Below are 23,338 nucleotides of genomic sequence, written 5' to 3'. Positions count from 1 at the left end.
CGCAGTCGACCGAGGACGGGATTAACAACAAATCCCAGTCCTGGCCCGTCACCTTCACCGGAATGAAGTCCCGCATCAAGGACATCATGGACTTCATCGACCGGCACAAGGGTGCAAAGGGCTTCCTCTGGGAGCCACCCCTGGGTGACCTGGGCCTCTACAAGTGCAACGGCTACAAGCCAGTGCACCGCGGCGGCCAGGTTTACGCCATTACCGCGACCTTCGAACAAACCTTTCACCCCTGAGATAACCACCCATGGCACTGATCACGGACATCCAGAAACTGGAGCCCGGCGCCGAAATTCGCCTGTTCGAAATTGACGGTACCGAGTACGGCGCCGATTACCTGCGCTTTCACGGTCACGCCATCCCGCACACGTCCGAGGAGCTGTTGGCCTACGAGCATTCGGAGGAGGACCTGCCGGCCAAGTCGATTTGGTGGCAGGGCGCCGAGTACGCGGCCTGGCCCGTACAGATCGAAGGAATCGGCTCCAACAGCGACGGCACGGCCACCAGGCCGACGTTCGCCGCCGGCAACATCAATGGGCGCGTCACTGCGCTGTGCCTGGCCTTCGAGGACATGCTGAAGTTCAAGCTGACTGTTCGCGAGACCCTGGCCCAGTACCTGGACGCGGCCAACTTTCCCGAAGGCAACCCAACGGCCGATCCGACACAGGAAGGGCTGGAGATCTGGTACATCGACCAGAAAACCAGCGAGGACGGCGAGGCAGTGGTCTGGGAGCTGTCGTCCCCGGGCGAGATCGATAACCACGGACTGCCCGGGCGCCAGATGACCACCTTCTGCCACTGGGCCATGACTAACGGCTATCGCGGGCCAGACTGCGGCTACACCGGTGCAGCCATGTTCGACGATGAGGACAATCCCACGGATGACCCAGCCAAGGACCAGTGCAAGGGGGGCTTGTCGTCCTGCAAGTTGCGCTTCGGCGAGAACAACGAACTTTCCTTCGGCGGGTTCCCCGCCGTCTCCCTGATTGCCCGGAGCTGACCATGCGCAAGCACATCATCGCAGCCATCCAGGCGCACGCGGCGGCCGAGTACCCGAAAGAGTGCTGCGGCCTGCTGCTCGCTGTAGGGCGGGCGCAGAAGTACTACCCGTGCCGGAACATCGCCACGGAGCCGAACGAAGAGTTTCGACTTGATCCTGAGGACTACGCTGCGGCGGAAGACATTGGTGAGGTGATCGGTATCGTCCATTCGCACCCTGACGCCACCAGCTGGCCGTCACCGCACGACCTGGCCATGTGCGAAGCCACAGCCTTGCCCTGGCACATTTTTTCGTGGCCCGAGGGCGACCTGCGCACGATCACGCCAACCGGCAGCACGCCGCTGCTCAAACGTCCGTTCGTGCATGGCGCCTGGGACTGCTGGCAGGTCTGCGCTGACTGGTACCAGCGTGAATGGGGGCTTGAGTTCGAAGCCTTCCAGCGCGTCGATGGCTGGTGGGAGCGCGCGGAGAACGCCAGCCTGTACGAGCAGCATTACGAGGCTGCGGGCTTTGTTCGCGTCGACCGGCCGCAGCGCGGTGATCTGATCGTCATGCACGTAGGGCGGACGGCTCACCCGAACCATGCCGGGATTTACCTAGGCACCGACCCGACGTTACCAGGGGAAGAGTCGGGCACCTTCGGGCCTGGCCCCTTTCTGCTGCACCACCTGTACGGCAGGCCGTCCGAAATTATCGTCTACGGTGGACCCTGGCATGATAGGACGCGACTGATCCTCAGGCACAAAGACGCAAGACAACCAACATGACGCGGCATGCCCGCAAGGGGGGGGATTTATGAATGCGAAAAACTCGAACCAACCGAAACCTGCAGCTCCGTTTCTGGTTGGGAGTGACGGCCGGGTCTATATCAACACGGCGTTGGTTTCGAAAGCGGCCGCCACTACTTTGAATCTTACTTGCCGAGCTCGCGCTGCTTTCTAGTAAACTCTTCCGAGCTAAGCATCACGGTGGGCTTAGCGCTGGGGAAGGTTGTATTGTAAATTTCTTCGATCAACAGATGCCCGTGACCATGTCGCTTAGCACCCTCGACTGCCAGCGCGAGATGGCCTTGTGTTTGCTCAGGCGATAGCTCGGCAGCAACCTTTGCTAGAGCCATTACGGCATCGGTAAGCTGTTTAATCGCTTCTTCAGATGTAACCGTGTAGTTTCCGCTCATTTGACCTCCAGGCCATAAACGCGCCGATATTGGCGCAACCCCAGTCCTTGGGCTTGCAGGCGAAGGACTGGGGAATCCTTTACGCTTTTGTTTGGGTTTTGACGATTAGCCGCCATTTTAAGTCAGGACCGAACACTGTCGGGTGCTGGTGGTGGTTTTGTGGGGGGAATTTGTCACCTTTGTTTGAGGTGATTTCATCGCCACAGCCCTCGCAGCGATAGATGCCAGAGGCCGGAACTATGCTCCCGATCTGGTGTAGGTCGTTCCAGTCGCCGCCGCCGAGAATAGTTGGCGTCTCATGGAAGACGTACTTTGCCGTTTCTTTCGTTACGATCGCCATTTTCCGTCCTGCCCTGGTTAGAAATGAGGCACAAAGCTACTACGTCAAACCCTGGCCCAGTTACTGGCATTCCATCCACGCTGGATGCCTGGCCAGGTCCGAGGTACAGTCCCTCCTTTCCCGGGGAGGACAACTATGAAAATCTGGCTGATGGCTCTGTCTGCTGCGATGCTCGCGGGCTGCGCGGATAGCGGACCTATCAAGGTCGGGCCTGATACATACACGATTTCAACTCGTGTTCCCTTTGGCGGGCCTGCCTCCGCGAAAGGGCAGGCTCTCAAAGAAGCGAACGTATTCTGCGAGTCCCAAGGCCGAGAGATCCTGCTGGATCACATGCAAGCCAGTGAGTGCGCATTACACGGCGGCTGCGGTGAAGCAGAGATTTATTTCTTCTGTATGGCTAAGGGAGATCCGCAGTTGAAGCGCCAAAAATACAGCCCGGACCCCACACAGAAGATTGAAATAGATCAGCGCTGATCAGTTAGGCCTGCTTGGTCCAGCAGCTTAGGTTGGGCTACAGTCCCGCGAAACCAAAGAGGGAACGACATGCGAATTTTGATAGCGGCGGTAGCGGTGGCGGTGCTGGCGGGGTGTGGGACTACCCCCATTCCATCGAGCCAGGCTGATCGAGTTCCAGCAGCGAGACTTAAAGCCTTTCAGGACCCGAAGGCTGGATCTGCCGTCATGGTAGTAACCCGTGATAAGGGTGTGTTTGCAGGCGGCGGATGCTACACGGCAATTTTGATCGATGGGAAGGTTGCCGCGAGGCTTGGTACGGGAGAGACAGCAACTTTCTACCTGACCGAGGGACGCCATATCTACGGTCTGTCTGGTGACGCCGAGGGTGGTGGGTTGTGCGCTGCTCAAATTGGCCAAGCGGTTAGAGAATCAGCCGGAGAGTTTAAGGGCGGTGAGACGCAGAAGTTCAGGGTGTCGGGAGATAGCAGCGCTTGGTTGGAGTTACGCCCCACATCGTTATAAATATTGAAAATTTGACCGCCTATGGGCGGTTTTTTTTCGTCTGGAGATTTTGATGACTTCATTGACAACAATTCGGCTTGGCGGACCTCTTCGCCAGTTTGGAAAGGAATACAGACTTTCGGTTCGCACTCCGGCGGAGGCGGTAAAAGCATTGTGTGTGCAAATCCCAGGCCTTGAACGATTCATCAGTTCGGCCAGCCAGCGAGGCTTGGAGTTTGCGGTATTTCGAGGATCAAAAAATATTCAGGAGGATGAGCTTGGATTTGGTGGTAACGGGGATATTCGAATTGTTCCAGTAATCACTGGGAGCAAGCGGGCTGGCTTACTGCAAACAATCGTAGGTGCAGTGCTCATTGCAGCAGGCTATCTGCTTTCGCCATTTACTGGTGGTGCAAGCATGGCAGTCGTCCCAGCGGGTATCGCCCTTGTCGCTGGCGGCGTCATCCAGATGCTCAGCCCACAGGCTGGGGGGCTCAAGACCAGCGCTGCGCCCGAGAACACACCCGGCTACGCCTTCGGTAGCGCCAAGAACACCACCGCATCAGGCAACCCTGTTCCGCTTTGCTACGGCAAGCGACGGGTAGGAGGCGCGATCATCAGCGCCGCTATCTACGCCGAAGACCAGATGTAGCCAACACCTGAAGCACCGCAGCCGCCCATGAGGCGGTTTTTTATTGCCTGGAGAAAAGCATGGGCGCAGCACGCAAGATTGATATCCACGGCGCCAAGGGCGGCGAAGAGAAGCCAAAAACGCCAACGGAAGCCCCGGACAGTCTGCGCTCGGTGGCCATAGCCAAAATGCTGATCGCAGTGGGAGAGGGAGAGTTCGAAGGAACGCCTACCGCGCGCGATATCTACCTCGATAACACCCCGCTGCAAGACCCTCAGGGCAACATGAACTTCCCGAATGTGAAGTGGGAATGGCGCACCGGTGCGGTAGACCAGACCTATATCCAGGGGATCCCGTCGGTCGAGAACGAAACCACCATCAGCACTGAACTGCGTAGTGGTACTGCGTGGGTTCGCGCAATCAACAACGTCCAGCTTTCGGCAGTGCGGGTTCGCTTCGCCTGGCCAGCGCTCCAGTCTGTGGACGCCGGCGGCAACATCAACGGTTACCGGATTGAGTACAAGGTTGAACTGGCAACTGACGGCGGCGCGTACCAGCAGGCGCTGAGCGAGGCTGTCGACGGTAAGACCACCAGCGTGTACGAGCGCACCCGACGAATCGATTTGCCGAAGGCTACTTCTGGCTGGCTGATGCGCATCACACGACTTACGATCAACCAAAACAACAACAAAATCTCCGACACAATGCAGATCGCCGGCTTCACTGAGGTGATCGACGCCAAGTTGCGGTACCCGAACACCGCGCTGCTCTACATCGAGTTTTCTGCTGAGCAGTTCCGGAGCATTCCGGCGGTGACCGTCGAGACCAAGCTCAAGAAGATGCAGGTGCCGAGCAATTACGACCCGGTATCGCGTTCATACACCGGCATCTGGGACGGCACCTTCAAGCAGGCTTGGACCGATAACGCAGTCTGGATGACCTACGACATCACCACTGCCGACCGCTTTGGTTTGGGCCGGCGCATCAAGCCGTGGATGGTCGATAAGTGGGAGCTCTACCGCATCTCTCAGTACTGCGACCAGTTGGTGCCGGACGGGAAGGGGGGGCAGGAGCCGCGCTTCATCTGCAACCTGAATCTGCAGAGCAAGGCCGATGCCTGGTCTCTGCTGCGTGACATCTCGGCGGTTTACCGGGGCATGACCTATTGGGCCCAGGGCCAGGTGTTCACCCTGTCGGACATGCCGCGCGCCACGGACTTCGACTTCGCCTATACCCGGGCGAACGTCATTGATGGCAAGTTCACCTATTCCAGCGCGTCGGAGCGCACCCGCTATTCCCGGGCTTTGGTCAGCTACGACAACCCGCTGAACAACTACGACACCGACGTCACCGCAGTGACAGACCAGAAGCTGCAGCGGCGCTACGGCGACAACCCGCTGGAGATCAGCGCGATCGGCTGCACTCGTGAGTCGGAGGCGCAGCGCCGCGGCAAGTGGGCCTTGCTCACCAACTCCAAGGACCGGGCTGTCACCTTCAAAGTGGGCTTGGACGGGCGTATCCCGCTTCCTGGCTACGTAGTTCCGATCGCCGACGAGTTGATCGCTGGCCGGCCGGTGGGCGGACGTATCTCTGCGGTGAACGGCAAAGTCATCACCCTGGACCGCGACACCCAGGCCAAACCCGGTGATCGGCTGATCCTCAACCTGCCCGACGGCAAATGCGAGGGGCGCACCGTGCAACTGGTCAGTGGCCGGCAGGTCACAGTAACCACAGCGTACTCCGTGGCGCCTGAGCGTGAACTGGTGTGGGCGCTCGACGCTGACGACCTGGCCATCCCGCTGTACCGGGTGACCAGCGTTTCCCGGCCAGAGCCTGGCGTGTTCGAAATCTCGGCCGTGCAGTACGACCCGAGCAAGTTTGCGCACATCGACACCGGCGCCCGGCTGGAAGAGCGGCCGATTAGCGTTGTCCCGATCACCGTGGTTCCGGCACCGGCCAGCGTCATGCTGACATCCAGCTACGCCGTGAACCAGGGCATCGCCATCAGCACCATGAACATCTCGTGGCCAGCCGTGAATGGCGCGACCGCCTATGACGTGGAGTGGCGCAAGGACAGCGGCAACTGGATCAAGCTGCAGCGCACCGGTTCGACCAGCGTCGACGTCACCGGCATCTACTCGGGCGCCTACGTGGCCCGGGCGCGCTCGGTGAGTGCCTTCGAAATCTCTTCGATTTGGAAAAGCTCGAACCTGACCAATCTGGAAGGGAAGGTCGGCCTTCCGCCGGCAGTGTCGTTCCTGACCACCACCAGCGAACTGTTCGGCATCGGCCTGAAGTGGGGCTTTCCTGCTGGAGCCGAGGATACCCAGCGGACAGAGGTCTGGTATGGCCCGGCCAATGATTTGTCGGTGGCCACCAAGCTGGCGGACCTGGCTTATCCGCAAGCTGACTACCGCATGCAGCAGTTGTTGGCGGGTGCAACCCTGTTCTTCTGGGCGCGCCTGGTGGACCGTACCGGCAACATCGGTCCGTTCTATCCGGTGGTGAATGGTGTGATTGGGCAGGCCAGTTCGCAGGCCGCACCCATCCTGGACCTGATTACCGGCCAGATTGGTAAAACCGAACTGGCTCAGGAACTGGTCAAGGAGATCGAACTGATCTCCGGCGACGGCCCGGGGTCGGTGAACGATCGCTTGGAGCAGGCCAAGCAGGAACTGGAAGACCTGATCGATCAGATCACGGACGCCCTGGTCTACGATCCGACCAAAACCTATGCCGCCGGCGACGTAGTGCGGCAGGGCCAGCACCTGTACCAAGCCATCGCGCCGGTACCGAAAAACACTATGCCTCCCAATGCCCAGTACTGGTTCGATATCGGCACCATTGCCGAGACAACCCAGGCCATGGCGTTGCAGATCCAGCAGAACAAGGCGTCCATCGACACCGTGGACGGCAAGGTCACGGCACAGGCATCGGCGCTGCAATCGCTTCAGGCAAGTTGGAGGGAGGACAGCGGGGAGGGCGACCTGGCGGACGCCCTGAAAGGCTGGGATGCCACCGCCAAGTTCGCTGAGCAGGTCAAGGTTCAGGCCTCGGACAACCGAGCGCTGGTTGAGCGCACTACATCGCTGGATGCGGCGGTAGGGCAGAACAAGGCCGGGATCACCTCGCTTGAGCAGGTGGTAGCCACTGAAACCCTTGCTACGGCGACACGATTGGATCAGCTGAAAAGCAGTGTCGACGGCAACACAGCTGCCATTGGCAGTGAGGCCGCGACCCGGGCCGACGGCGATTCCGCCCAGGCCGCGCGATCCGACCTTATCCAGGCGAAGGTTGACGAGAATTCGGCAGCCGTTCAGACGGTCACCGATTCCCTTTCCGACACCAACAAGGCCGTCGCCTCACAGTCCACCACGCTTCAGGCTGTTGTGGGTGGCGGTCGCGACGGTACCGACGAGGGAGACCTGGTCAGCGCTATCAGCGAGGTGAAGAACAAGGCCGCGATCCAGGTCACGGCCAGGGCCCAGGCTGACACCGCCGGCAAGCTGTCTACGATGTGGGCAGTCAAAATGCAGATCAATGCCAATGGTCAGTATGTTGCCGCCGGGATTGGGCTGGGTATCGAGCAGGGCGCTGATGGTTTGCTGCAAAGCCAGTTCCTGGTGAGTGCTGATCGATTTGCCGTAGTGAACACAATCGATGGTGGTGCTTTCACCACGCCGTTTGTAGTTCAGGGCGGCCAGGTGTTCATGAGCTCCGCCATGATTCAGGACGGGACGATCACCAACGCCAAGATCGGCAACTACATCCAGTCGAACAATTACCAGGCAGGTATTGCCGGCTGGAAGTTGTTCTTCGACGGGACGTTTGAAATCAATAGCTCGCTCGGCGGCCAGGCACGCCAGGTAATCAACAACGCCGGTGGCAAGGTGTTCGATGAGAACGGAGTGAAGCGATACCAGTGGGGGGATCTTTCAGCATGAGCCATGGGGCGAGAGTTTGGGGGGCTACGGGCCTCCTTGAATTGGATGAGACCTCTTTCACCGTGCGCGTTATCTATTCAGCCCTAGTAACCCGGCCTGCTGGCACGCTGTATAGCGACATAGCGGTGCCTGGTTGTGATCCGGCCACCTGCAGCGCGGTGTGCGTTCCAACCGCGCCATACCCTGAAGACCCTAGCGCACAGAACTTGAACGCAATCCAATATGAGCCTCAAGTCATGTCAGGGGTGGTAAGGGTCTGGTGGGTTAATCGAAGTATAAGCCCGTCATCTCCGCCGGCCCCCGGGCTGGCTACACAGAGGCTTCTAGTGATGAAGTACCGATAATGCCGTCTTATGGAATGTCGTTTACCAACGACTCAGGTGTCGTAGTCATCGATTCGGAGTTTGCCAGGTTGGTCGTCCTGTACAAAGGCGACTACAGCGGCCCTATCGTCTTCCCTGCGCCGATAACTACCCAAGAACCACCCTTGGTATTTGTTCGACCCAATGCCTCGGTAACCATAAGTTACGCCAAGATAACCGGCACCGCAGGCAACTGGACAGGCTTCTCATTTTTGGGAATGGGCTCTGGAAAGTTTTTCGTAGCCTCGTTCGGCGGGGCAACTCCCACTGCAAGGTACGGGTTTAGATTGTGGGATGGTCAAGGCAAGTTGCTAGTTGATAGCGGGACACCGTGCGCTCAGTTCACCCGCACAATCTCGGCTTGGACCTACATTGGCTCTAGCACAACCCCGCAGGGTCAGACGCAGGTCAACTTTACAGCGCCATCCCCACTGGACTCCGGCGATTACATCATGATCAACAACATAGGGATGGACGTCAGTGCCGGCTCTAGCAAGGGCGCTAAGTTGTACTGCGTGTGGGACTACGCAAACAACCGGATTGTGATGTTTACGATTGGAGTCTCTAACGCTGCGACATTTTATGTGCCCGTGGTGTTCGCTAAGCCAGTGATTTAGCCGTTAACCAGACAATTCAATATCCAATAGCCGCCCTGAGCGGTTTTTTATTTCCTGGAGAAAAATATGCCTTGGTACAGAGCCGGCACCGTTGCAGTTGCATTGAATTCGAACACCGTCACCGGCACCGGCACGTCGTTCAGTGCCAACGGTCGCGTGGGTGACGCATGGACTGGGCCCGATGGGCGCTGGTATGAGGTGACCAACATCGCCAGCAACACTGTGCTGACCATCTCGCCGAACTACCTGGGGGCAACAGTCTCCGCGGGTACGTACGCCCTGGCTCCGATGCAGGGTTACGTGAAGGACTCAGCCGATCAGCTCCGGCAGATCGTCAACCAATGGGGCGCGACCCTGGCGGGCCTCGGTACGGTCTCTACGCAAAACGTGGTTCCTGTGACCATGGGCGGTACTGGAGGCACCAGCCAGGCCACAGCCCGCGCTGGCTTGGGGCTTGGTAGCGCGGCGGTGGCCGCCATTGGCTACGAGAACGGAAACGTCGCAGACGCTTACGCAACTGGCAGAACACGCACAAGCGTGGTTCAAAGCTGGTTGACGAACGCTGTACATGGGCTCGATCCAAACCTCTACCCGCCAGGCTCTCCGGGCATGCCGTCCGGCGGTACGGGCTACTTTTACAAGCAGATTTTTCGGCACTCTGATGGCTCTAACAGGCTGACGGTTGCCTGGCCTTATGGGCTTGCTGGCAATTCGGGCACCATCAAGTTTCAGTCGATTTACGACGGTGCCGTAACACCTTGGATTGAGATCTACCACACCGGGAACACCACTCGCGCCGCTGACGGCACACTCAAGGCTATCTAAATGACCACTCGCGCAGCAGTAAACATTCTCGGTGCCGACGGCGCCGTCATCAATGTCACGTCTTTGGGCGTTAACACCATCACCACCGAGCACCCGGGCCCTGGCCAGTATCTGGTGCACGGAACCCTCGGGATGGTTCCACCACCAGAGGGTTGGGGCTACGTCTTAAACCAGGTCGACGCGGCTTGCTCAGTAGCCATCAGTTACAACGAAGGCGCGCTGGCCGTAAGCGTTGCCAAGGATGGTGAGCCCGCTGACTTGGCGCACAGCATCACTTTGCATGTGGCCGTGGACTCTTTGCCCGTCCAGGTGGTGCCGGAGCTGACAGCACCTGCAGCTGACCCGCTGGAGTTGGCTCAGGCCGAGATCACCCGGCTGCGGGCGGTCGCTGACTATGCGATCGCGCCACTTCAGGACGCGGTGGATGTCGACGAAGCCACGGACGCAGACCTCGCGGCGCTCAAGTCCTGGAAGAAATACCGAGTAGCGCTGAGCCGGGTTATCGAGCAACCGCAATACCCGGATGCCATTGAGTGGCCCGTGGTGCCCGTGTAACTGCCAAACGTTTACCGCCACCCGCCTTGAGCGGGTTTTTTATTGCCTGGAGAAAAATATGCGCACATCGAAAAAGGGCGTGAGCCTGATCAAATCCTTCGAGGGCCTGCGCCTCAAGTCTTACCAAGACTCGGTTGGCGTCTGGACGATCGGCTACGGCGCCACGCGAGGTATCAGCGCCGGCATGACCATCACAAACGACCAGGCTGAGCGGATGCTAGTGAACGACATTGAGCGCTTTGAGCCGGAGATTGAGCGCCTGGTAAAGGTTAGCCTCAATCAAGCGCAGTGGGATGCGTTGATGAGTTTCACCTACAACCTCGGCGCTGCCAACCTGGCCTCGTCGACGCTGCTGAGGCTGCTCAACACCGGCGACTATGCCGGAGCTGCCGAGCAGTTCCCGCGCTGGAACAAGGCAGGCGGCCAAGTACTGACAGGCCTCATTAAGCGCCGAGCTGCCGAGCGGGCAATGTTCTTGGGGGCAGCATGAAGCCGGCGCAGAAGCTGGCAGGCTTGGTGGTTCTGATCCTGGTGCTTGTGGTAAGCGCCGTCGGCGTGACCTGGCAGGTGCAGGACTGGCGGTATGACGGGAAGCTGGCAAAGCAGGCCGGGCAGTTCCAGGCAGACCTCAACGCGATCGGCAATGCCGCTAACGCCCAGGCGCGCGCCGAGCAGGACAAGCGCCTGGCCACCGAGCAGCAACTGGCCGCCTCCGACCAACAACACACCAAGGAATTATTCGATGCCCAGCGCAACCAGGCTCTGCTGCGTGACCGCCTTGCTACTGCTGATGTGCGGCTGTCAGTCCTTCTCGACGCCGCGGATTCAGTCAGTGGCTGCGACGTGCCTGCCGCCCCCGGCGCCGTCGGCGTGGTTCATGCAGCCCGTCGAGCCCAACTTGACACAGCGCATGCTCAAAGAATTATCGCCATCACCGATGCCGGAGACCAAGGATTGATCGCCCTGCGAGCCTGTCAGGCCTACCTAAAAGAGGTTTCTACACCGAAGTAAAAGGAGCGGCCGGGCAGGATGCGTCAACATCCACCCGGCCACCTTCCCCGCAGAACGTCCCTGCAAGTCCAGCCAAGACTCCTGTTTCGTGCACAAAGCGGAGCGAGCCTTGCACTGTTTATCCATTCAGTTTTATTGAGGTAAGTGTTTTTTTACCAAGAGACTGATATTCGTTGACATTGCTCTCAGTCATATTAAATGTTGCAATTATCAAATTATTATCTGATAGCATATATAGCTGCATATTCAATATGTCAGCATCGAGCCCCTTCGATGTAAATGTTATAAGCCATGCCTTATTGCCCCCAGCCTCGATCTGTGAAGCTTGAGGTGCTAAGTTTTTCATGGCGATTAAAATATTATCTTTGATTTCATCAATTCCAACTAGTTCCGGTTTTTTTAACTTTGATATGCCAAAAGATACAGAGCCGCTTTCATTGCTGTAAATAACCTGAGGTCTTCTTTTTGATGGATATTTAATTTCAGCTAGCTTTTCAGATAATGGTGTGAATTGCGTTGGTATTTCAACACTTAAGCCTAAAGATTTGATGTTCTCTAATCTCATGTTTGCGTCTAGCGCTGAAGCACTTGCCGAAAACATTAATAATAAGATAAATGCGGCTATATTTTTCCGTAGTTCAATCACGTAGTTAATCCTCAATCTTACCATTACATCTCTGCTTCGGTTTCAATCGTGACTGCTACCGGGGTGGAGGAGTCGCGAGTGCTTTTCCTACGGTATTCGGTAATGAATTTTACTCGGTCGTCCTGGAAAAAGAGCAGGATTGAACCAGAGCGTGGATGGGGAACGTGGTGCTAGAAACTGCTTAACCAGTAGCTCTTTTAAGCCCCGTTGAAACGTTTTTTCGCTCATATCCATGGATATCCCAGACAGTCCGTCGTTAAACCAAGCTAGCTCGATGCTTTCTGCAAAAACCTGACGCATATACGCTACCTATAGCAAGTCCTATTGACTGAGCGGTTGTCGTTGGTGTGTTAAATCCGGCAACCGCTCCTGTCATTATTGCGGATGCAGCACCTCTAAGGGTCGCCGGCTGTCCTGCGCCAGCGTAGGCTCCTACGCAAGCTAACCCAGCTTAACCCAACGCATGTTCAAAGAGTTATCGGCATCACCGACGCCGGGGATAATGCCGTGATCGCGCTGCGGGCGTGCCAGGCGTACGTCAGGGCGATTGCGCACTGAGGATGATGAGCTACGCTTTTGGCTTGGATGCTCAGGACGGCAATTCTCCATTAAAACTGACAGGCACTTATGGACAAGCAGCTGGCAGGGCTCTCTTTTCTTTTGACGCTGGGGTGGGTCGTTGCTGTGGTGGGCGTCATGTGGTTTTTCGGTAGATGAAGAAAACTGTAGGCGGGAACTGGCTCTGTATTCAATGGCTCCCATGAGTACACCCATTTGGATATACAGGCATGAGCATCGGTGCAAGATTGAAATCTGAACGCCTTAGACTTGGATTGTCCCAATCTGCCATCGGTGCGATTGGTGGCGTGGAAGTGAATGCTCAGGGAAGGTATGAGAACGGTATTCGTCTTCCGCGGGCGGATTACCTGGCATCGGTCGCGGAATCCGGCGTCGATATTCTGTACGTGATCACTGGAAAGCGCACCGAAAACGGTAACGCGGATTCGGCCAAAGCTGCTGAGGCACTGGACAGCGCCACGGAATGTCTTGAAAAGGCGAAAGAACTCATTCACTGAATTTTCTGTATCAGCTCCGGTCCTTTGTTCCGTACATTACCTACGGCCGTGTCGACCTTGAACCACTCGAAGGCCTCGGCCGGCTCGCCCTGGTGCAGAACCATCTGCTCGGCGCGCTCCTTGGGCGTGGCCGGGTCCAGCCATTCCCTAGCCAGGTCCGGCGTCAGCACCACGGGCCGCCGGTCGTGGATGTCCACCATTCCGCCGGCGCTGTCGGCGGTGATGATCACGAAGCCGTCATGCTCGCCTGGGCCTTCGTCGCTGTCGGGCAGTTGGCCAATGGCGGCGCACAGCACCGGCGCGCCATTCCGCCGGCGGATCAGGTAGGGCTGTTTCTTCGGCCCGCCTTCATCCACCCACTCAAACCAGTTATCGACGGGTGTGATTGCCCGGTGTGGCCAGATCGCGCGGAAGAACGGGCCGTGGGCCACCTTCTCTACGCGGGCATTGATCGGTGCAGCACGGTCCTTGGCCCAGTGCGGTCGCCATCCCCAGCGCACCAGGTCGGCATGCAGCAGATCGCCCTGCAGGTGGAGCAGGGCGACTTGGGTTGTCGGCGCGACGTTGTACCGCTCCAGGGGCAACTCACCCACGGAGTTCGCCAGTGCATTTGGCATGCTCAGCGCTGCAACGAAGTCATGAATGCCGCTGTACTGGGAAAGTCTTCCGCACATAGTCGTCTCCGCTCGTCGGCCCCAATGAACAGCCTGGGCCAGCCAATCTCTACACTGTAGACACTGGCCCCGGGTATTCGTCATGGCAATAAACATCGATCAGATCAACGCAATGGAGGCGTGGTTTTCCCTGCGAAACAACCCGGACTTCAACTCAGCCACACCGGAGGAGCATTACGAGAGGCGCTTGGCGTTGGCTGACGCCATGAAAGAGCGCGGCGCAATCGACAGCGGCGAGTGGCGGGAACTGACCGAAGCGGCCGTCGTCGCGTACGCAGATGAGTTGGGCTGACGCGCCCGCTTGTCAGATATCTCTTACAGCAAATTGACCGCAAGCCATCTGCGATATTAACTGTACATTCGTACAGTGTCTGTAAAAGGCTGCGTCATGAGCTTCTCAATTTTAGGTCCTATCGCCGAGGGTGGCACGAAGCTGCCCTTTTGCTCTTTTCGGGTACCCGCCGGCTTTCCATCGCCGGCGGCCGATCACATCGAGCAGCACATCTCATTGGATGAGGTTTTAAATATCAGGGCTCCGCACGTCTATCTGATCGCCATCACTGGCGAGAGCATGCAGGGCGCGGGTATTTTTGAGGGTGACTTGGCGGTCGTGGACCGATCTATTGAGCCGGCCCACGGGCACGTGGTCGTGGCGCTGCTGAACAATGACCCCATCTGCAAACGCCTGTGTAAGCGCGGGAAAGAGGTGATCCTTCTGTCGGAGAACCCGAAATACCCGGCGCGGTACATTTTGGAGGGCGACGAGCTGTCGATCTGGGGCGTAATCACCAGCACCGTGCGCAGCCATGTCTGAGTCGCCACCTGTCTTTGCACTAATCGACTGCAACAGCTTTTATGCAAGCTGCGAGCGTGTGTTCCGCCCCGACTTGGCGAAGGTGCCCATTGTGGTGCTCAGCAACAACGACGGCTGTGTCATCGCCCGAAGTTACGACGCAAAGCCTTTCATTAAGATGGGCGAGCCGTATTTCCAGATCAAGCACAAGCTCAAGCAGCACGGCATTGTCCCATTTTCCTCAAATTACGCCCTGTACGGGGACATGAGTGAGCGGGTCATGACGCTGATCGAGAGCATAGTGCCCGCCGTCGAGATCTACAGCATTGATGAGGCCTTCGCCGACCTGACCGGTATTGGTGGCCTGGATGTCCTCGGGCGCCAGATCCGCGCACGGGTATTTCAGTGCACTGGAATCCCGGTGGGCGTCGGAATCGCCCATACAAAGACCTTGGCCAAGCTGGCCAACCACACAGCGAAGCGCCTGCAGGCCCAGACCGGCGGCGTGGTGAATATCACCGACCCGGTAAAGCGTGACTGGGTATTGCGCAACACCGACGTTTCGGAGGTGTGGGGTGTCGGCAGAAAGATGAAACTTCACCTGGACACCATGGGCATCAAGACAGCGATGGACTTGGCCAAGGCCGACCCCTGGACGCTCCGCAAAAAATTCAGCGTGGTAATCGAGAAGACCGCCCGCGAACTGGCCGGCACCTCATGCCTGGAGCTGGACGAGCCCGACCCACCCAAGCAGGAAATCTGCTGTAGCCGGATGTTCGGAAAGCGCCTGACCGAGCTGCCGCCGATCAAGGAGGCGGTGGCCACCTACATGATGCGCGCCTCTGAAAAGCTGCGAGCTCAAAACTCGCTGTGCAAAAAGGTCCGTGTATGCATCCGAACAGGCATGTTTAACCCCGAAGAAGCCAAGTATGCCAATGGGGTAGTGGTGGACATGCCGTACCCGACCGACGACGTGCGCCTGCTGACCAAGGCCGCCGTCGATGCGCTCGACCACATCTACCGCCCAGGCTTCAAATACAGCAAGGCCGAGGTGATGTTGCTCAACCTGTGCCAGCCAGGCGAATACACGGACGATCTATTCGCGGTGTCTCAGCCGGCCGAGGCCACCCGAGTGATGACCGTGCTGGACCAGATCAACGACAGGTGGGGAAGCGGGACGCTGCGGTCGGCCAGTGTGCCGACGAACCCCGACTGGGGAATGCGCCGGGAAATGATGAGCCAGAGCTACACCACGAAGCTCGATCAGCTGTGGTCGGTTGCTTGCAAGTAGTGATGCGCTCAGGGCCAGATCAACATCACTCGGGCGACATGAGGACCGCCAGAGTCAGCTTGATGAACTCCTCGTTCTCATCAATGGTGTGCAGAGCGCCGCGCACGTTCTCGGCTACATCGGCGGCGCCACGCTGCTCGACCCAGTTCGATAGCTCCATGATGGAAGCCTCAAGGGCAAGCTGGTTTTCGTAGAGTTTGGAGAGCAGGGAAGGGAGCAGGTCTGAATTGGGCATTGGCGTTCCTCTGGTGGAGTGAACAGCGTAGCAGCAGGCGAACTATGCTTTTGCCTTCTAAGCTCCATGGCCATGCGACGGGCGGCTGCCAAGGTGGCAACGATGCGTGAACCACGTCTCAAAAATCAAACTAACATGTACTAACTTGAACGTTTTTACATTTAGGTTCCCTAAGCCACATCGCTGCGCCGAAAGGCCTCTATCCATTGGTTTTAAAGGGTCACGTGATGATCTCTACCTTAGAGTTACGCCATATAATTGAGACGGCGTTCCTTCCCACCCGGTGCGTGTGCTCGATCAGGTATGACTCACTCAACATTCAGCTGATCGACCCTATGACTCAGCAGGAATTGTTGACGGTCGCCGGGGTTGATCCAAAAACGTTGGGATCAAGCCGCGCAATCGCCAGGCTCGTTGCGGAGATAAAAGAAGAGGTCAGACTTCGAGGGGATGCTGCGCTGGAGGAAGTTGGCCAAGCCTGAAAAGGCAGCCCGCTCTTGTTCAGAGTTTTTGGGTATGTGTTCGATCGGCAGGACGCCGGGGAGGGGTTAATTCCTTTCCGCAAAAAAATGCCGGCCCTTGAATTTGCTGGGCTGTAGAGGGTCATTTTTATCTCTGATGCGGAAAGGAATTGCTTCTATGTCTATGTATTTAAAGGATTAGTTTTCGGACTTAAAATCCCCCGCTCGTAAGGGCGTGCCGGTTCGATTCCGGCTTCGGGCACCATCTAAAACCAAGGGTTTGCGGGCGAAAGCTGATGCAAGCCCTTGTTTGTTTCCGGTCGGCAATTTTTCAACAGGTCCGCAATCCACTTCGTTTGCGAGGCTTCCTTGCCTTCTGCGTTGCAGATGCACCGCCCGGTCATCGCAACAGTACTGCGCTACCTCAACCTCAGTTCTTCGCCCGGCTCAATGGAAATTCGTACCGGCGCTTATCGATAAAGATCGAATAACGTAATCCTCCGTCGCCGCTCGGCTGAAGAATGCTGTGGGTCTTGGATTTATGGAAAGGGTGGCTGTAAAGAGAGGGAAGGTCTGAATAGGCATAGCTTTCAAAATGCAGTTCGTCGCCTACCCAATGCACCTCGTTGTACAGGAAGTGCCAGTTTTTGCTGGAAGCCATGTAGAGGTAGGCACTGCCGTTGGGACCCATGATGACTTCTACCTCCAGCTCGCCTTTGTCATTTGCCCACTTGCCAATATATCGCTCCATACCGGAGTGGGCAGGTATCCCGGGATCCGCTACAAAGTCACTGGCCTTGAAAGGGGTTTTGCGCGCAGCTTCAGCGGCGGCGTTTGGATAAAGGGCACACAGCGGTGCGACGTTACTGACTTTTACGTAGTTGAAGGTCAGGCTCGTATCCGAAACATCCATGCTCAGCGTCATGGTCTGCGGGTCGAATGCCAGGACCTTCAGGTCGAAGTTGTCTGAAGGTGATTTGAGATGGATGACCTTTCCATCGTCGGACACCTTGAAGTCGCTCACTTCTTTTTCCTGGTGCTTCCCGGGTTCAGCGCAGTTGAATGGATGCAAGGTGGCCTTGGCATCTGCGCTGTATTCGACCACGTTGGCAATTCCGTTGCGCAGAGGAACCATGGCCCAGATGCCAACTACGTTATCTTGAGTCGCCAGCGCGTGCGTCGAAGGCTTGGCGCCATGGTTGGCACACCCGGTCATCATCAAGGTGGCCAGGGAAATTGTCAGAACGTTGATCCGCATCGGGCTTATCCATAAGAGTGTTCGCATTGATCCATCTGTCGCGGTTGGCGACCTTCTGGCAGGCAAGCATCATAAGGGATCGTTACGCTACGGTGCAGACCCAGAGGTGATTCTGCCGATAGGGCGCGCGGGTGAAGTGAACATCTGAGACCAGATGCATGCCTCGCTCTTGCAAGGCTTCGGTCAGTTGTACGAGTGTCTCTGCCTGGATAGTCATTGCTGTTACCTCGTCAGATTTACTGCGTTCATAATTCTTGACCGGCCGGGCAACTGGCTAATTCAAATTTTCTACAACGTTGATTGACGTGTGGTTGCTTCAGTTCTTTTGCTCCCGCTCCCAGGATAAGCGCGACCTGAAAATATGCGGGCAGTGGTGCTCATTCACCCGAGGTGACCTACAGTGAGACATCGCGCCGGTATGACATGAGGAGATCCTATGTCCACTTTCAAGCTGACTTCGCGCATCTTCAGTACGCCCCGTCACACAACGCATTATCTGGAGTCGGGACCTGCCGATGGGGCATTGATGATGTTCCTGCATGGTTGGCCCGAACTCGGTTTGATCTGGCGTGCACAGATGGAAGCGTTCGCTGCCCAAGGCTGGCACTGTGTCGCACCCGACATGCGCGGCTATGGCGGCTCTTCGGCGCCGGCCGCGATCAATGCGTACACGATTGAAAACATCGTGGCAGACATGGCAGAGCTGCATGACCATCTCGGTGGAACGCCAGCCATCTGGGTGGGCCATGATTGGGGCAGCGTCGTGGCCGGTGAACTGGTCGCCCATGAACCTCAGCGCAGCCGCGGCGTGGTGCTGGTTTCGGTCCCGTACTTTCCTTCCACGAACGCGCTGGCGACGCTCATACCGCTGGTTGACCGACGGATTTACCCGGTCGACCAGTATCCAGACGGCCAATGGGACTATTACCGCTACTACAACACGCACTTTGCGTCCGCCGTGGCTGATCTTGACGCGGACAAAGCAGCATCGCTGTCGTCGATTTATCGAAGAGGCGACCCTGCAAGCATCGCCAGGGTCGCCTCCAATGCAGAAGTGACCCGCAAAGGCGGGCGGTTTGGCGAAGCGCACCGGGCTCCCCCGACTCCACCAGACCCGGCGCTCTGGCCCGAGACGGACTTCGCGGTACTGGTGCGCACGTTCGAGGAGCATGGTTTCCGCACGCCCTGCGCGTGGTATCTGAACGACGACGCCAATATCGAATACGCCCATCGCGCACCCGATGGCGGCCGCCTGTCCATGCCCGTCCTGTTTGTGAACGGTGATTACGACCCGATGAACACCATCAACGGCAATCAGTTGGGCGATCCAATGCGCGCGGCCTGCGCAGACCTCACAGTGACGAGCCTGCCTGGCGGGCATTGGCTGCCGGTGGAGTGCAAGACCGAACTCGTCGCGGCCATAAGTCGCTGGCTGATGCTCACGAAATTCGTGCCCCATCAGTAAGCCCGGATCACACCTTGGGATGGGTGAGTCGGGTACCGGCACGCGTGCCGGTAGTCAGCGTCGTGGCTTGTGATCAACTGTGTTTTGGCTTCTTTCTTGACCGGGTTTGCCGTGATGAGATCTCGATCCACGTCGGCGCATGATCACTGGCATGCTCTTCACCCCGTACCCATGCATCTACGCCGACGTTTTTCAGGTACGGGGCGAGTACCGGGTTGAGCAGCAGATGGTCGATGCGCAGCCCGGAATTCTTCTGCCAATGCTGACGGAAATAATCCCAAAACGTGTACACCCGCTCTTCCGGGTACAGCTGCCTCAGCGAGTCGATCCAGCCCTGGGAAAGCAACCTTTGAAAGCACTCACGGCTTTCTGGCTGGAGGAGGGCATCCTTGAGCCATGAGCGGGTGTTGTAGATGTCCAGGTCGGTGGGCACCACGTTGTAGTCACCCGCGAGGACCACCGGATGTTCGCTGGCCTGCAGTGTTGCGGCGTGGGAGATCAGGTGTTCGAACCACGCGAGCTTGTAATCAAATTTTGGCCCGGGTTGCGGGTTTCCGTTGGGCAGGTACAGGCATCCGACAATCACGCCATGGACAGCCGCTTCCAGGTATCGAGACTGCGAGTCGTCCTTGGCTCCCGGCAAGCCCTCATGGATCAAAAGGGGTTCGGAATCCCGCGCGAGAATTGCCACTCCGTTCCAGGAAGCCTGGCCATGGTGCAATGAGCCATAGCCCGCCGCCTCAAGTTCTCCAGCGGGGAACGCGTTGTCCTGAGCCTTCAGTTCCTGCAGGCAGACGATGTCCGGGCGCTCCTTTTCCAGCCACTGCAGAAGGTTGGGCAGTCGCGTCTTTATGCCGTTGACATTGAATGTCGCGATCTTGAGGTTCTGCATGGCGTCGGTCCTTCAATGTGCCGGGTGCGCCGGGTGTTCGGCCACCGTGGGGGTAGGGGGACTACCCTTGCTCATTTGGCGATGTCCCCTATACCGGTTTAGTCGCAAAGCCTCTTTTCGACTACAGCAAGCCGGCTTTTGCTCACTGACATTACGACCGGAACCTGTTTTTGAAACGACCATTGGTGTCATTTTCCGGTTGTGCCCCCGACTGGTTCAACGCTCACTGATCCTGCAGAAGCACTTCGCGGCAGACCGAGAGGGGGCAGGTTGTTCAGGCGGGCTGTCGGAACGTATGATCGCAGCGAGCGCCCTTTTCCGGGCGCTGAGACTCACCCTTTGAAGGACATGAGCATGGAAAAGCACTTCGGTAATTCAGGCCTGTTCAAGGCTGCTTCGTATCACTGCATCACGCTCCTGGGCAGCGGCATTGCTCGCTGGGAGCTGAAAAATATTGCGTTGAATACGAAGGAGTTTTTGATATGTCCAAAGAACTACTCGGAGTTTCTGCTCTAGGGTTGATGGTGGTGGGGGAGTTTTGTGCAATCTACAGCGAGGTGGTAACCGCCAGGCTTGCCCAGACAGGGCATGGTTCATGGGAGGCGTTCGTCCTTCCCGTTGTGCTGATGTGTTTTGCCGGGCTTTGCCTGTTGGGTGCGTATTGGCTGGGGTACGTGGCGGTCGGTGATATCTGGGTCGTCACCGTGGTCTCAGTCACCTCCCTGTTGCTGCTTGAGCCCGTGGTGGTCTGGGCGCTGTTCCATGAAGCACCAGGGCGTGGCGCACTGATCGGGTTTGTCCTCGGCGCCTTGGGCATGCTTGCTACTGTATTGCTTTGACTCCGCCCTCTGGCCCGGCAATCAAACGCCGGGCCAGCTCGCCTCAAATGGTCACAGCTTCATCTTGAAGCCTGTGTGGGTTGGCAAGAACCCCAGGGACTCATAAAACCTATGAGCATCTGGCCGCGTACGATCACAGGTAAGCTGGATCAGTTGGCAGTGGCGCTGACGTGCTTGCTCAAACGACCATTCGAAGAATTGCCGGCCCAATCCGCTCCCACGCATTCGCTCGTGCACGCGGACGGCTTCGATTTGAGCTCGCCATGCGCCCCGATGAGAAATATTCGGAATGAAAGAAAGTTGGAGAGTACCGACCACCTCTTCATCAGCCACAGCGACGGCAAGAAACTGGTTCGGGTCTGCGTTGATGGCCTCAAACGCTCGTGTGTAGGAACTCTGAAGCGGAAGACTGCTATCTTCTCGAACAGCCCCCAGGGAGTCATTTGCCAGCAGCAAAACAATGAAAGGCAAGTCGTCGATACTGGCGCGTCGTATGGTCAGATTCGTCACAACGGTTTCCTGAGGTGCGGTGGTATAGAGGAACCCAGCCGATGGGGGCATTCGCATCCAAACATAACATTCATCCACGGAGCAACGAGCCCATGTCAAATACCGCTGGCATGTTCATCCGTCAGTTCTTTCACGGTACCCGGGCCGACCTGGAGCCGGGCGATCTGATCCGCGTCGGCTACCCGTCCAACTTTACAGAAGGTAAAGCACTGTCCTGGGTTTACTTTGCGGGCACGCTGGATGCCGCCATCTGGGGGGCTGAGCTGGCGCTCGGCAGTGGGCGGGAACGGATTTATGTTGTGGAGCCAACGGGGGCAATCATGGATGACCCCAACGTGACGGATAAGAAGTTTCCCGGCAATCCCACGCTTTCCTATCGCTCCACTGACCCTTTGCGCGTCGTGGCGGAGGTCACGAAATGGCACGGGCATCCGCCTGAACGGTTGCAGCAGATGAAGGACAATCTCGCGCGCTTGAAGGCCGAGGGTCGCGACGTGATCATTGACTGATATCATCGGGCACAAGCCGGCGTCACCCGATCGCCAAGTGGCTTTCCTTAACTGTTCCAGCAGGTGCTCCCATGCAGAATTCCCCTCCTGAAGGCCTACCTACCTATCGGATCCTGACAGGCAAGGACGATGCCTCCTTCTGTCACCGGGTCTCTGAAGCGCTTGCGCTGGGTTACCAGCTTTACGGCTCGCCAGCGGCAACCTTCAATGGCGAGTACGTGGTGGTGGCACAGGCTGTCGTTTGGAACGCCGATAACAACACTACTGTCAGGAACTGACGCGGGCTTGAATTAAGGTGAGTTCTCTCACTCCTGTCAGGTCAAATGATGAAATTCTCGTCTGTTCGTCTCGTTACCAACCACTTTGAACGGCTCGTTCAGTTCTATCACAACCTCTCGACTGTCGAGCCAAGGCACCTGGCTGACGGGTTCGCTGAAATTCACCTCGACGGCGTCGTCCTGGCCATAGCCGATGAGCGCCTGGTCCGCCTTCACAACGATGGACTGGCAGTCGCCGCCAGCAACCGTTCGGCGATCCTAGAGTTTCAAGTGGACGATGTGGAGGCCGTCCTGCTGCGTATCGGTCGGGCTGACGTGGTGATGCCAGTGACGGTCATGCCATGGGGCAACACTTCGGTATTACTGCGTGATCCGGATGGAAGCCTGGTCAACGTCTTTTCGAGACCTTGCCGCTGAATTGGTCCGCTGTTGTCGCCAGGTTCGGTAGGGTCGATAACGGGTTAAAGTAATCAGCTTAAGCGCCGATCAATTAACATCGATACCGGAATTGGATATTTGACATGATCACGAACGTCAGCAGTCTCGCTTCAGTACCCGCCAACCCAAGTCCGGCCAGCGTCAGCGATAGCTCCAAGACCGAAGACTCTGGAACCCTGAGTCTCAACCCGGACACGGGTGCCAAAAGTGCGCCCGCTGCAGGTGGCGGCCAGGCGGCATCCACGTCGCAGGAGTCCGACACCGTCAAGGCGCTGAAAAAGCAGATTGCGGAGTTGCAAAAGCAGCTTCAAGAGCAGCAGCAAAACATGCAAAAGGCCCAGGCCAGCAATCAAAGCGCAGACGCCAAAGCGGCCGCCGTGGCTGCCGCCCAGGCGCAGATTGCCGCAACGGCAGCTGCATTGCAGTCTGCGTCTTCGGCGTTGTTGCAGGCACTGACTTCCGACGGTGGAAGCGGTACCGGCTCCATCGTCAGTACCACCGCCTGAGAGGCAGATTTGGTTTTCCACAAGAAGCATTCGTGT

General features: G+C 57.6%; 30 protein-coding genes and 1 pseudogene. 23 read left to right on the top strand and 8 right to left on the bottom strand.

Annotation, left to right across the window (positions count from 1 at the left end; all coding sequences use genetic code 11):
- From HX801_RS27950 to HX801_RS27940, 3 genes are all read left to right on the top strand, one after another.
- Window positions 1-245, top strand: a 245-nt coding sequence (locus HX801_RS27950) for a phage tail protein (RefSeq protein WP_177023119.1), incomplete at its 5' end; no start/stop codon positions are given.
- Between the two features lie 11 nt (window positions 246-256).
- Entirely contained in the window at window positions 257-1,009 is a 753-nt protein-coding gene (locus HX801_RS27945) for a phage minor tail protein L (RefSeq protein WP_177023118.1), read from the top strand.
- A gap of 2 nt (window positions 1,010-1,011) precedes the next feature.
- Complete coding sequence (locus tag HX801_RS27940) at window positions 1,012-1,776, top strand: C40 family peptidase (protein WP_177023117.1); 765 nt, start codon at window positions 1,012-1,014, stop codon at window positions 1,774-1,776.
- Window positions 1,777-1,922: 146 nt separating this feature from the next.
- On the opposite strand, the gene HX801_RS27935 is transcribed toward HX801_RS27940, so the two are convergent.
- Together HX801_RS27935 and HX801_RS27930 are read right to left on the bottom strand one after the other, a co-directional pair.
- Window positions 1,923-2,186 (bottom strand): hypothetical protein, encoded by a 264-nt coding sequence (locus HX801_RS27935; protein ID WP_177023116.1) that lies wholly within the window; start codon window positions 2,184-2,186, stop codon window positions 1,923-1,925.
- Between the two features lie 79 nt (window positions 2,187-2,265).
- On the bottom strand, window positions 2,266-2,526 hold the full coding sequence (locus HX801_RS27930; protein WP_069557367.1) for a protein L: 261 nt from the start codon (window positions 2,524-2,526) through the stop codon (window positions 2,266-2,268).
- Window positions 2,527-2,661: 135 nt separating this feature from the next.
- On the opposite strand from HX801_RS27930, the gene HX801_RS27925 reads away from it, so the two are divergent.
- From HX801_RS27925 to HX801_RS27895, 7 genes are all read left to right on the top strand, one after another.
- A complete protein-coding gene (locus HX801_RS27925; RefSeq protein ID WP_242167177.1) occupies window positions 2,662-3,003 on the top strand; it encodes a hypothetical protein in 342 nt (113 codons plus the stop codon).
- A gap of 556 nt (window positions 3,004-3,559) precedes the next feature.
- Window positions 3,560-4,138, top strand: coding sequence for a tail assembly protein (locus HX801_RS27920; RefSeq protein WP_087694023.1), 579 nt, complete (start codon window positions 3,560-3,562; stop codon window positions 4,136-4,138).
- 59 nt (window positions 4,139-4,197) lie between these two features.
- Window positions 4,198-8,061 carry a phage tail protein gene (locus HX801_RS27915; protein WP_177023115.1) on the top strand — a complete coding sequence of 1,288 codons (3,864 nt, stop codon included), beginning with the start codon at window positions 4,198-4,200 and terminating at the stop codon, window positions 8,059-8,061.
- Window positions 8,062-9,106: 1,045 nt separating this feature from the next.
- A complete protein-coding gene (locus HX801_RS32340; protein WP_371316597.1) occupies window positions 9,107-9,865 on the top strand; it encodes a hypothetical protein in 759 nt (252 codons plus the stop codon).
- Window positions 9,866-10,420 carry a tail fiber assembly protein gene (locus HX801_RS27905; protein WP_177023114.1) on the top strand — a complete coding sequence of 185 codons (555 nt, stop codon included), beginning with the start codon at window positions 9,866-9,868 and terminating at the stop codon, window positions 10,418-10,420.
- Window positions 10,421-10,478: 58 nt separating this feature from the next.
- Entirely contained in the window at window positions 10,479-10,910 is a 432-nt protein-coding gene (locus HX801_RS27900) for a lysozyme (protein ID WP_177023113.1), read from the top strand.
- Window positions 10,907-11,431 carry a lysis system i-spanin subunit Rz gene (locus HX801_RS27895; RefSeq protein WP_177023112.1) on the top strand — a complete coding sequence of 175 codons (525 nt, stop codon included), beginning with the start codon at window positions 10,907-10,909 and terminating at the stop codon, window positions 11,429-11,431. Before HX801_RS27900 ends, HX801_RS27895 begins: the two co-directional genes overlap by 4 nt.
- A gap of 118 nt (window positions 11,432-11,549) precedes the next feature.
- Here the strand turns inward: HX801_RS27895 and HX801_RS27890 are convergent, their stop codons facing one another.
- Window positions 11,550-12,077 (bottom strand): hypothetical protein, encoded by a 528-nt coding sequence (locus HX801_RS27890; protein WP_177023111.1) that lies wholly within the window; start codon window positions 12,075-12,077, stop codon window positions 11,550-11,552.
- Window positions 12,078-12,524: 447 nt separating this feature from the next.
- Here HX801_RS27890 and HX801_RS32125 point away from each other — a divergent pair.
- Window positions 12,525-12,635, top strand: a pseudogene (locus tag HX801_RS32125) (lysis protein); the annotation flags it as partial.
- A 230-nt stretch (window positions 12,636-12,865) separates the two neighbouring features.
- The gene (locus tag HX801_RS27885; RefSeq protein ID WP_177023110.1) at window positions 12,866-13,153 is read left to right on the top strand and encodes a helix-turn-helix domain-containing protein; all 288 of its coding nucleotides are present in this window, start codon (window positions 12,866-12,868) and stop codon (window positions 13,151-13,153) included.
- On the opposite strand, the gene HX801_RS27880 is transcribed toward HX801_RS27885, so the two are convergent.
- Window positions 13,147-13,827: an SOS response-associated peptidase gene (locus tag HX801_RS27880; RefSeq protein ID WP_177023109.1), complete on the bottom strand. Its 681-nt coding sequence runs from the start codon at window positions 13,825-13,827 to the stop codon at window positions 13,147-13,149. The two genes, HX801_RS27885 and HX801_RS27880, sit on opposite strands and share 7 nt — an antisense overlap.
- Window positions 13,828-13,909: 82 nt before the next feature.
- Here HX801_RS27880 and HX801_RS27875 point away from each other — a divergent pair, with 82 nt between their 5' ends.
- From HX801_RS27875 to umuC, 3 genes are all read left to right on the top strand, one after another.
- Window positions 13,910-14,119, top strand: a complete 210-nt coding sequence (locus tag HX801_RS27875; RefSeq protein ID WP_177023108.1) for a hypothetical protein — start codon at window positions 13,910-13,912, stop codon at window positions 14,117-14,119.
- Window positions 14,120-14,215: 96 nt separating this feature from the next.
- Window positions 14,216-14,641 carry a LexA family transcriptional regulator gene (locus HX801_RS27870; RefSeq protein ID WP_102368983.1) on the top strand — a complete coding sequence of 142 codons (426 nt, stop codon included), beginning with the start codon at window positions 14,216-14,218 and terminating at the stop codon, window positions 14,639-14,641.
- Window positions 14,634-15,911 carry a translesion error-prone DNA polymerase V subunit UmuC gene (umuC, locus tag HX801_RS27865; RefSeq protein ID WP_177023107.1) on the top strand — a complete coding sequence of 426 codons (1,278 nt, stop codon included), beginning with the start codon at window positions 14,634-14,636 and terminating at the stop codon, window positions 15,909-15,911. The genes HX801_RS27870 and umuC overlap by 8 nt, the downstream gene beginning before the upstream one ends.
- Window positions 15,912-15,936: 25 nt before the next feature.
- Here umuC and HX801_RS27860 read toward each other — a convergent pair whose 3' ends face one another.
- Complete coding sequence (locus HX801_RS27860; RefSeq protein ID WP_177023106.1) at window positions 15,937-16,146, bottom strand: hypothetical protein; 210 nt, start codon at window positions 16,144-16,146, stop codon at window positions 15,937-15,939.
- A gap of 227 nt (window positions 16,147-16,373) precedes the next feature.
- On the opposite strand from HX801_RS27860, the gene HX801_RS27855 reads away from it, so the two are divergent.
- The gene (locus tag HX801_RS27855) at window positions 16,374-16,628 is read left to right on the top strand and encodes a DUF1652 domain-containing protein (protein ID WP_102368986.1); all 255 of its coding nucleotides are present in this window, start codon (window positions 16,374-16,376) and stop codon (window positions 16,626-16,628) included.
- A 409-nt stretch (window positions 16,629-17,037) separates the two neighbouring features.
- Here the strand turns inward: HX801_RS27855 and HX801_RS27850 are convergent, their stop codons facing one another.
- The gene (locus HX801_RS27850; RefSeq protein WP_177023105.1) at window positions 17,038-17,865 is read right to left on the bottom strand and encodes a hypothetical protein; all 828 of its coding nucleotides are present in this window, start codon (window positions 17,863-17,865) and stop codon (window positions 17,038-17,040) included.
- A gap of 436 nt (window positions 17,866-18,301) precedes the next feature.
- On the opposite strand from HX801_RS27850, the gene HX801_RS27845 reads away from it, so the two are divergent.
- On the top strand, window positions 18,302-19,330 hold the full coding sequence (locus HX801_RS27845) for an alpha/beta fold hydrolase (RefSeq protein WP_177023104.1): 1,029 nt from the start codon (window positions 18,302-18,304) through the stop codon (window positions 19,328-19,330).
- A gap of 73 nt (window positions 19,331-19,403) precedes the next feature.
- Here HX801_RS27845 and xth read toward each other — a convergent pair whose 3' ends face one another.
- Window positions 19,404-20,222 (bottom strand): exodeoxyribonuclease III, encoded by an 819-nt coding sequence (xth, locus tag HX801_RS27840; RefSeq protein WP_177023103.1) that lies wholly within the window; start codon window positions 20,220-20,222, stop codon window positions 19,404-19,406.
- A gap of 354 nt (window positions 20,223-20,576) precedes the next feature.
- On the opposite strand from xth, the gene HX801_RS27835 reads away from it, so the two are divergent.
- Window positions 20,577-20,738 carry a hypothetical protein gene (locus HX801_RS27835; RefSeq protein ID WP_023658806.1) on the top strand — a complete coding sequence of 54 codons (162 nt, stop codon included), beginning with the start codon at window positions 20,577-20,579 and terminating at the stop codon, window positions 20,736-20,738.
- Window positions 20,739-20,743: 5 nt separating this feature from the next.
- Window positions 20,744-21,061 (top strand): hypothetical protein, encoded by a 318-nt coding sequence (locus tag HX801_RS27830; RefSeq protein ID WP_032899360.1) that lies wholly within the window; start codon window positions 20,744-20,746, stop codon window positions 21,059-21,061.
- 51 nt (window positions 21,062-21,112) lie between these two features.
- Here the strand turns inward: HX801_RS27830 and HX801_RS27825 are convergent, their stop codons facing one another.
- Window positions 21,113-21,571 (bottom strand): GNAT family N-acetyltransferase, encoded by a 459-nt coding sequence (locus HX801_RS27825; RefSeq protein WP_177008540.1) that lies wholly within the window; start codon window positions 21,569-21,571, stop codon window positions 21,113-21,115.
- Window positions 21,572-21,663: 92 nt separating this feature from the next.
- Between HX801_RS27825 and arr the strand changes: the two genes are divergently transcribed.
- The 4 genes from arr (at window position 21,664) to HX801_RS27805 (ending at window position 23,302) form a co-directional block, all read left to right on the top strand.
- Window positions 21,664-22,080, top strand: a complete 417-nt coding sequence (gene arr, locus HX801_RS27820; protein ID WP_023658807.1) for an NAD(+)--rifampin ADP-ribosyltransferase — start codon at window positions 21,664-21,666, stop codon at window positions 22,078-22,080.
- A gap of 71 nt (window positions 22,081-22,151) precedes the next feature.
- Window positions 22,152-22,358, top strand: a complete 207-nt coding sequence (locus HX801_RS27815; RefSeq protein ID WP_008435062.1) for a DUF1737 domain-containing protein — start codon at window positions 22,152-22,154, stop codon at window positions 22,356-22,358.
- A gap of 48 nt (window positions 22,359-22,406) precedes the next feature.
- Window positions 22,407-22,775 carry a VOC family protein gene (locus HX801_RS27810; protein WP_008435061.1) on the top strand — a complete coding sequence of 123 codons (369 nt, stop codon included), beginning with the start codon at window positions 22,407-22,409 and terminating at the stop codon, window positions 22,773-22,775.
- A 104-nt stretch (window positions 22,776-22,879) separates the two neighbouring features.
- Window positions 22,880-23,302, top strand: a complete 423-nt coding sequence (locus HX801_RS27805) for a hypothetical protein (RefSeq protein WP_003207738.1) — start codon at window positions 22,880-22,882, stop codon at window positions 23,300-23,302.
- Window positions 23,303-23,338: the final 36 nt, after the last annotated feature.

It is taken from the genome of Pseudomonas sp. G1002 (assembly GCF_013385455.1).
Taxonomy (GTDB): Bacteria; Pseudomonadota; Gammaproteobacteria; order Pseudomonadales; family Pseudomonadaceae; genus Aquipseudomonas.
Note: the sequence above shows the minus strand (reverse complement) of the source record. Positions and strands in the feature narration are given on the sequence as shown.

Coding starts and splice junctions, on each gene's coding strand:
- HX801_RS27810 (WP_008435061.1), top strand. CDS start 22,407: ATGAAATTCTCGTCTGTTCGTCTCGTTACCAACCACTTTGAACGGCTC.
- HX801_RS27860 (WP_177023106.1), bottom strand. CDS start 16,146: ATGCCCAATTCAGACCTGCTCCCTTCCCTGCTCTCCAAACTCTACGAA.
- HX801_RS27940 (WP_177023117.1), top strand. CDS start 1,012: ATGCGCAAGCACATCATCGCAGCCATCCAGGCGCACGCGGCGGCCGAG.
- arr (WP_023658807.1), top strand. CDS start 21,664: ATGTCAAATACCGCTGGCATGTTCATCCGTCAGTTCTTTCACGGTACC.
- umuC (WP_177023107.1), top strand. CDS start 14,634: ATGTCTGAGTCGCCACCTGTCTTTGCACTAATCGACTGCAACAGCTTT.
- HX801_RS27900 (WP_177023113.1), top strand. CDS start 10,479: ATGCGCACATCGAAAAAGGGCGTGAGCCTGATCAAATCCTTCGAGGGC.
- HX801_RS27885 (WP_177023110.1), top strand. CDS start 12,866: ATGAGCATCGGTGCAAGATTGAAATCTGAACGCCTTAGACTTGGATTG.
- HX801_RS27930 (WP_069557367.1), bottom strand. CDS start 2,526: ATGGCGATCGTAACGAAAGAAACGGCAAAGTACGTCTTCCATGAGACG.
- HX801_RS27850 (WP_177023105.1), bottom strand. CDS start 17,865: ATGCGGATCAACGTTCTGACAATTTCCCTGGCCACCTTGATGATGACC.
- xth (WP_177023103.1), bottom strand. CDS start 20,222: ATGCAGAACCTCAAGATCGCGACATTCAATGTCAACGGCATAAAGACG.
- HX801_RS27805 (WP_003207738.1), top strand. CDS start 22,880: ATGATCACGAACGTCAGCAGTCTCGCTTCAGTACCCGCCAACCCAAGT.
- HX801_RS27920 (WP_087694023.1), top strand. CDS start 3,560: ATGACTTCATTGACAACAATTCGGCTTGGCGGACCTCTTCGCCAGTTT.
- HX801_RS27895 (WP_177023112.1), top strand. CDS start 10,907: ATGAAGCCGGCGCAGAAGCTGGCAGGCTTGGTGGTTCTGATCCTGGTG.
- HX801_RS27855 (WP_102368986.1), top strand. CDS start 16,374: ATGATCTCTACCTTAGAGTTACGCCATATAATTGAGACGGCGTTCCTT.
- HX801_RS27925 (WP_242167177.1), top strand. CDS start 2,662: ATGAAAATCTGGCTGATGGCTCTGTCTGCTGCGATGCTCGCGGGCTGC.
- HX801_RS27835 (WP_023658806.1), top strand. CDS start 20,577: ATGGAAAAGCACTTCGGTAATTCAGGCCTGTTCAAGGCTGCTTCGTAT.
- HX801_RS27830 (WP_032899360.1), top strand. CDS start 20,744: ATGGTGGTGGGGGAGTTTTGTGCAATCTACAGCGAGGTGGTAACCGCC.
- HX801_RS27935 (WP_177023116.1), bottom strand. CDS start 2,186: ATGAGCGGAAACTACACGGTTACATCTGAAGAAGCGATTAAACAGCTT.
- HX801_RS27880 (WP_177023109.1), bottom strand. CDS start 13,827: ATGTGCGGAAGACTTTCCCAGTACAGCGGCATTCATGACTTCGTTGCA.
- HX801_RS27845 (WP_177023104.1), top strand. CDS start 18,302: ATGTCCACTTTCAAGCTGACTTCGCGCATCTTCAGTACGCCCCGTCAC.
- HX801_RS27815 (WP_008435062.1), top strand. CDS start 22,152: ATGCAGAATTCCCCTCCTGAAGGCCTACCTACCTATCGGATCCTGACA.
- HX801_RS27905 (WP_177023114.1), top strand. CDS start 9,866: ATGACCACTCGCGCAGCAGTAAACATTCTCGGTGCCGACGGCGCCGTC.
- HX801_RS27945 (WP_177023118.1), top strand. CDS start 257: ATGGCACTGATCACGGACATCCAGAAACTGGAGCCCGGCGCCGAAATT.
- HX801_RS27915 (WP_177023115.1), top strand. CDS start 4,198: ATGGGCGCAGCACGCAAGATTGATATCCACGGCGCCAAGGGCGGCGAA.
- HX801_RS32340 (WP_371316597.1), top strand. CDS start 9,107: ATGCCTTGGTACAGAGCCGGCACCGTTGCAGTTGCATTGAATTCGAAC.
- HX801_RS27875 (WP_177023108.1), top strand. CDS start 13,910: ATGGCAATAAACATCGATCAGATCAACGCAATGGAGGCGTGGTTTTCC.
- HX801_RS27870 (WP_102368983.1), top strand. CDS start 14,216: ATGAGCTTCTCAATTTTAGGTCCTATCGCCGAGGGTGGCACGAAGCTG.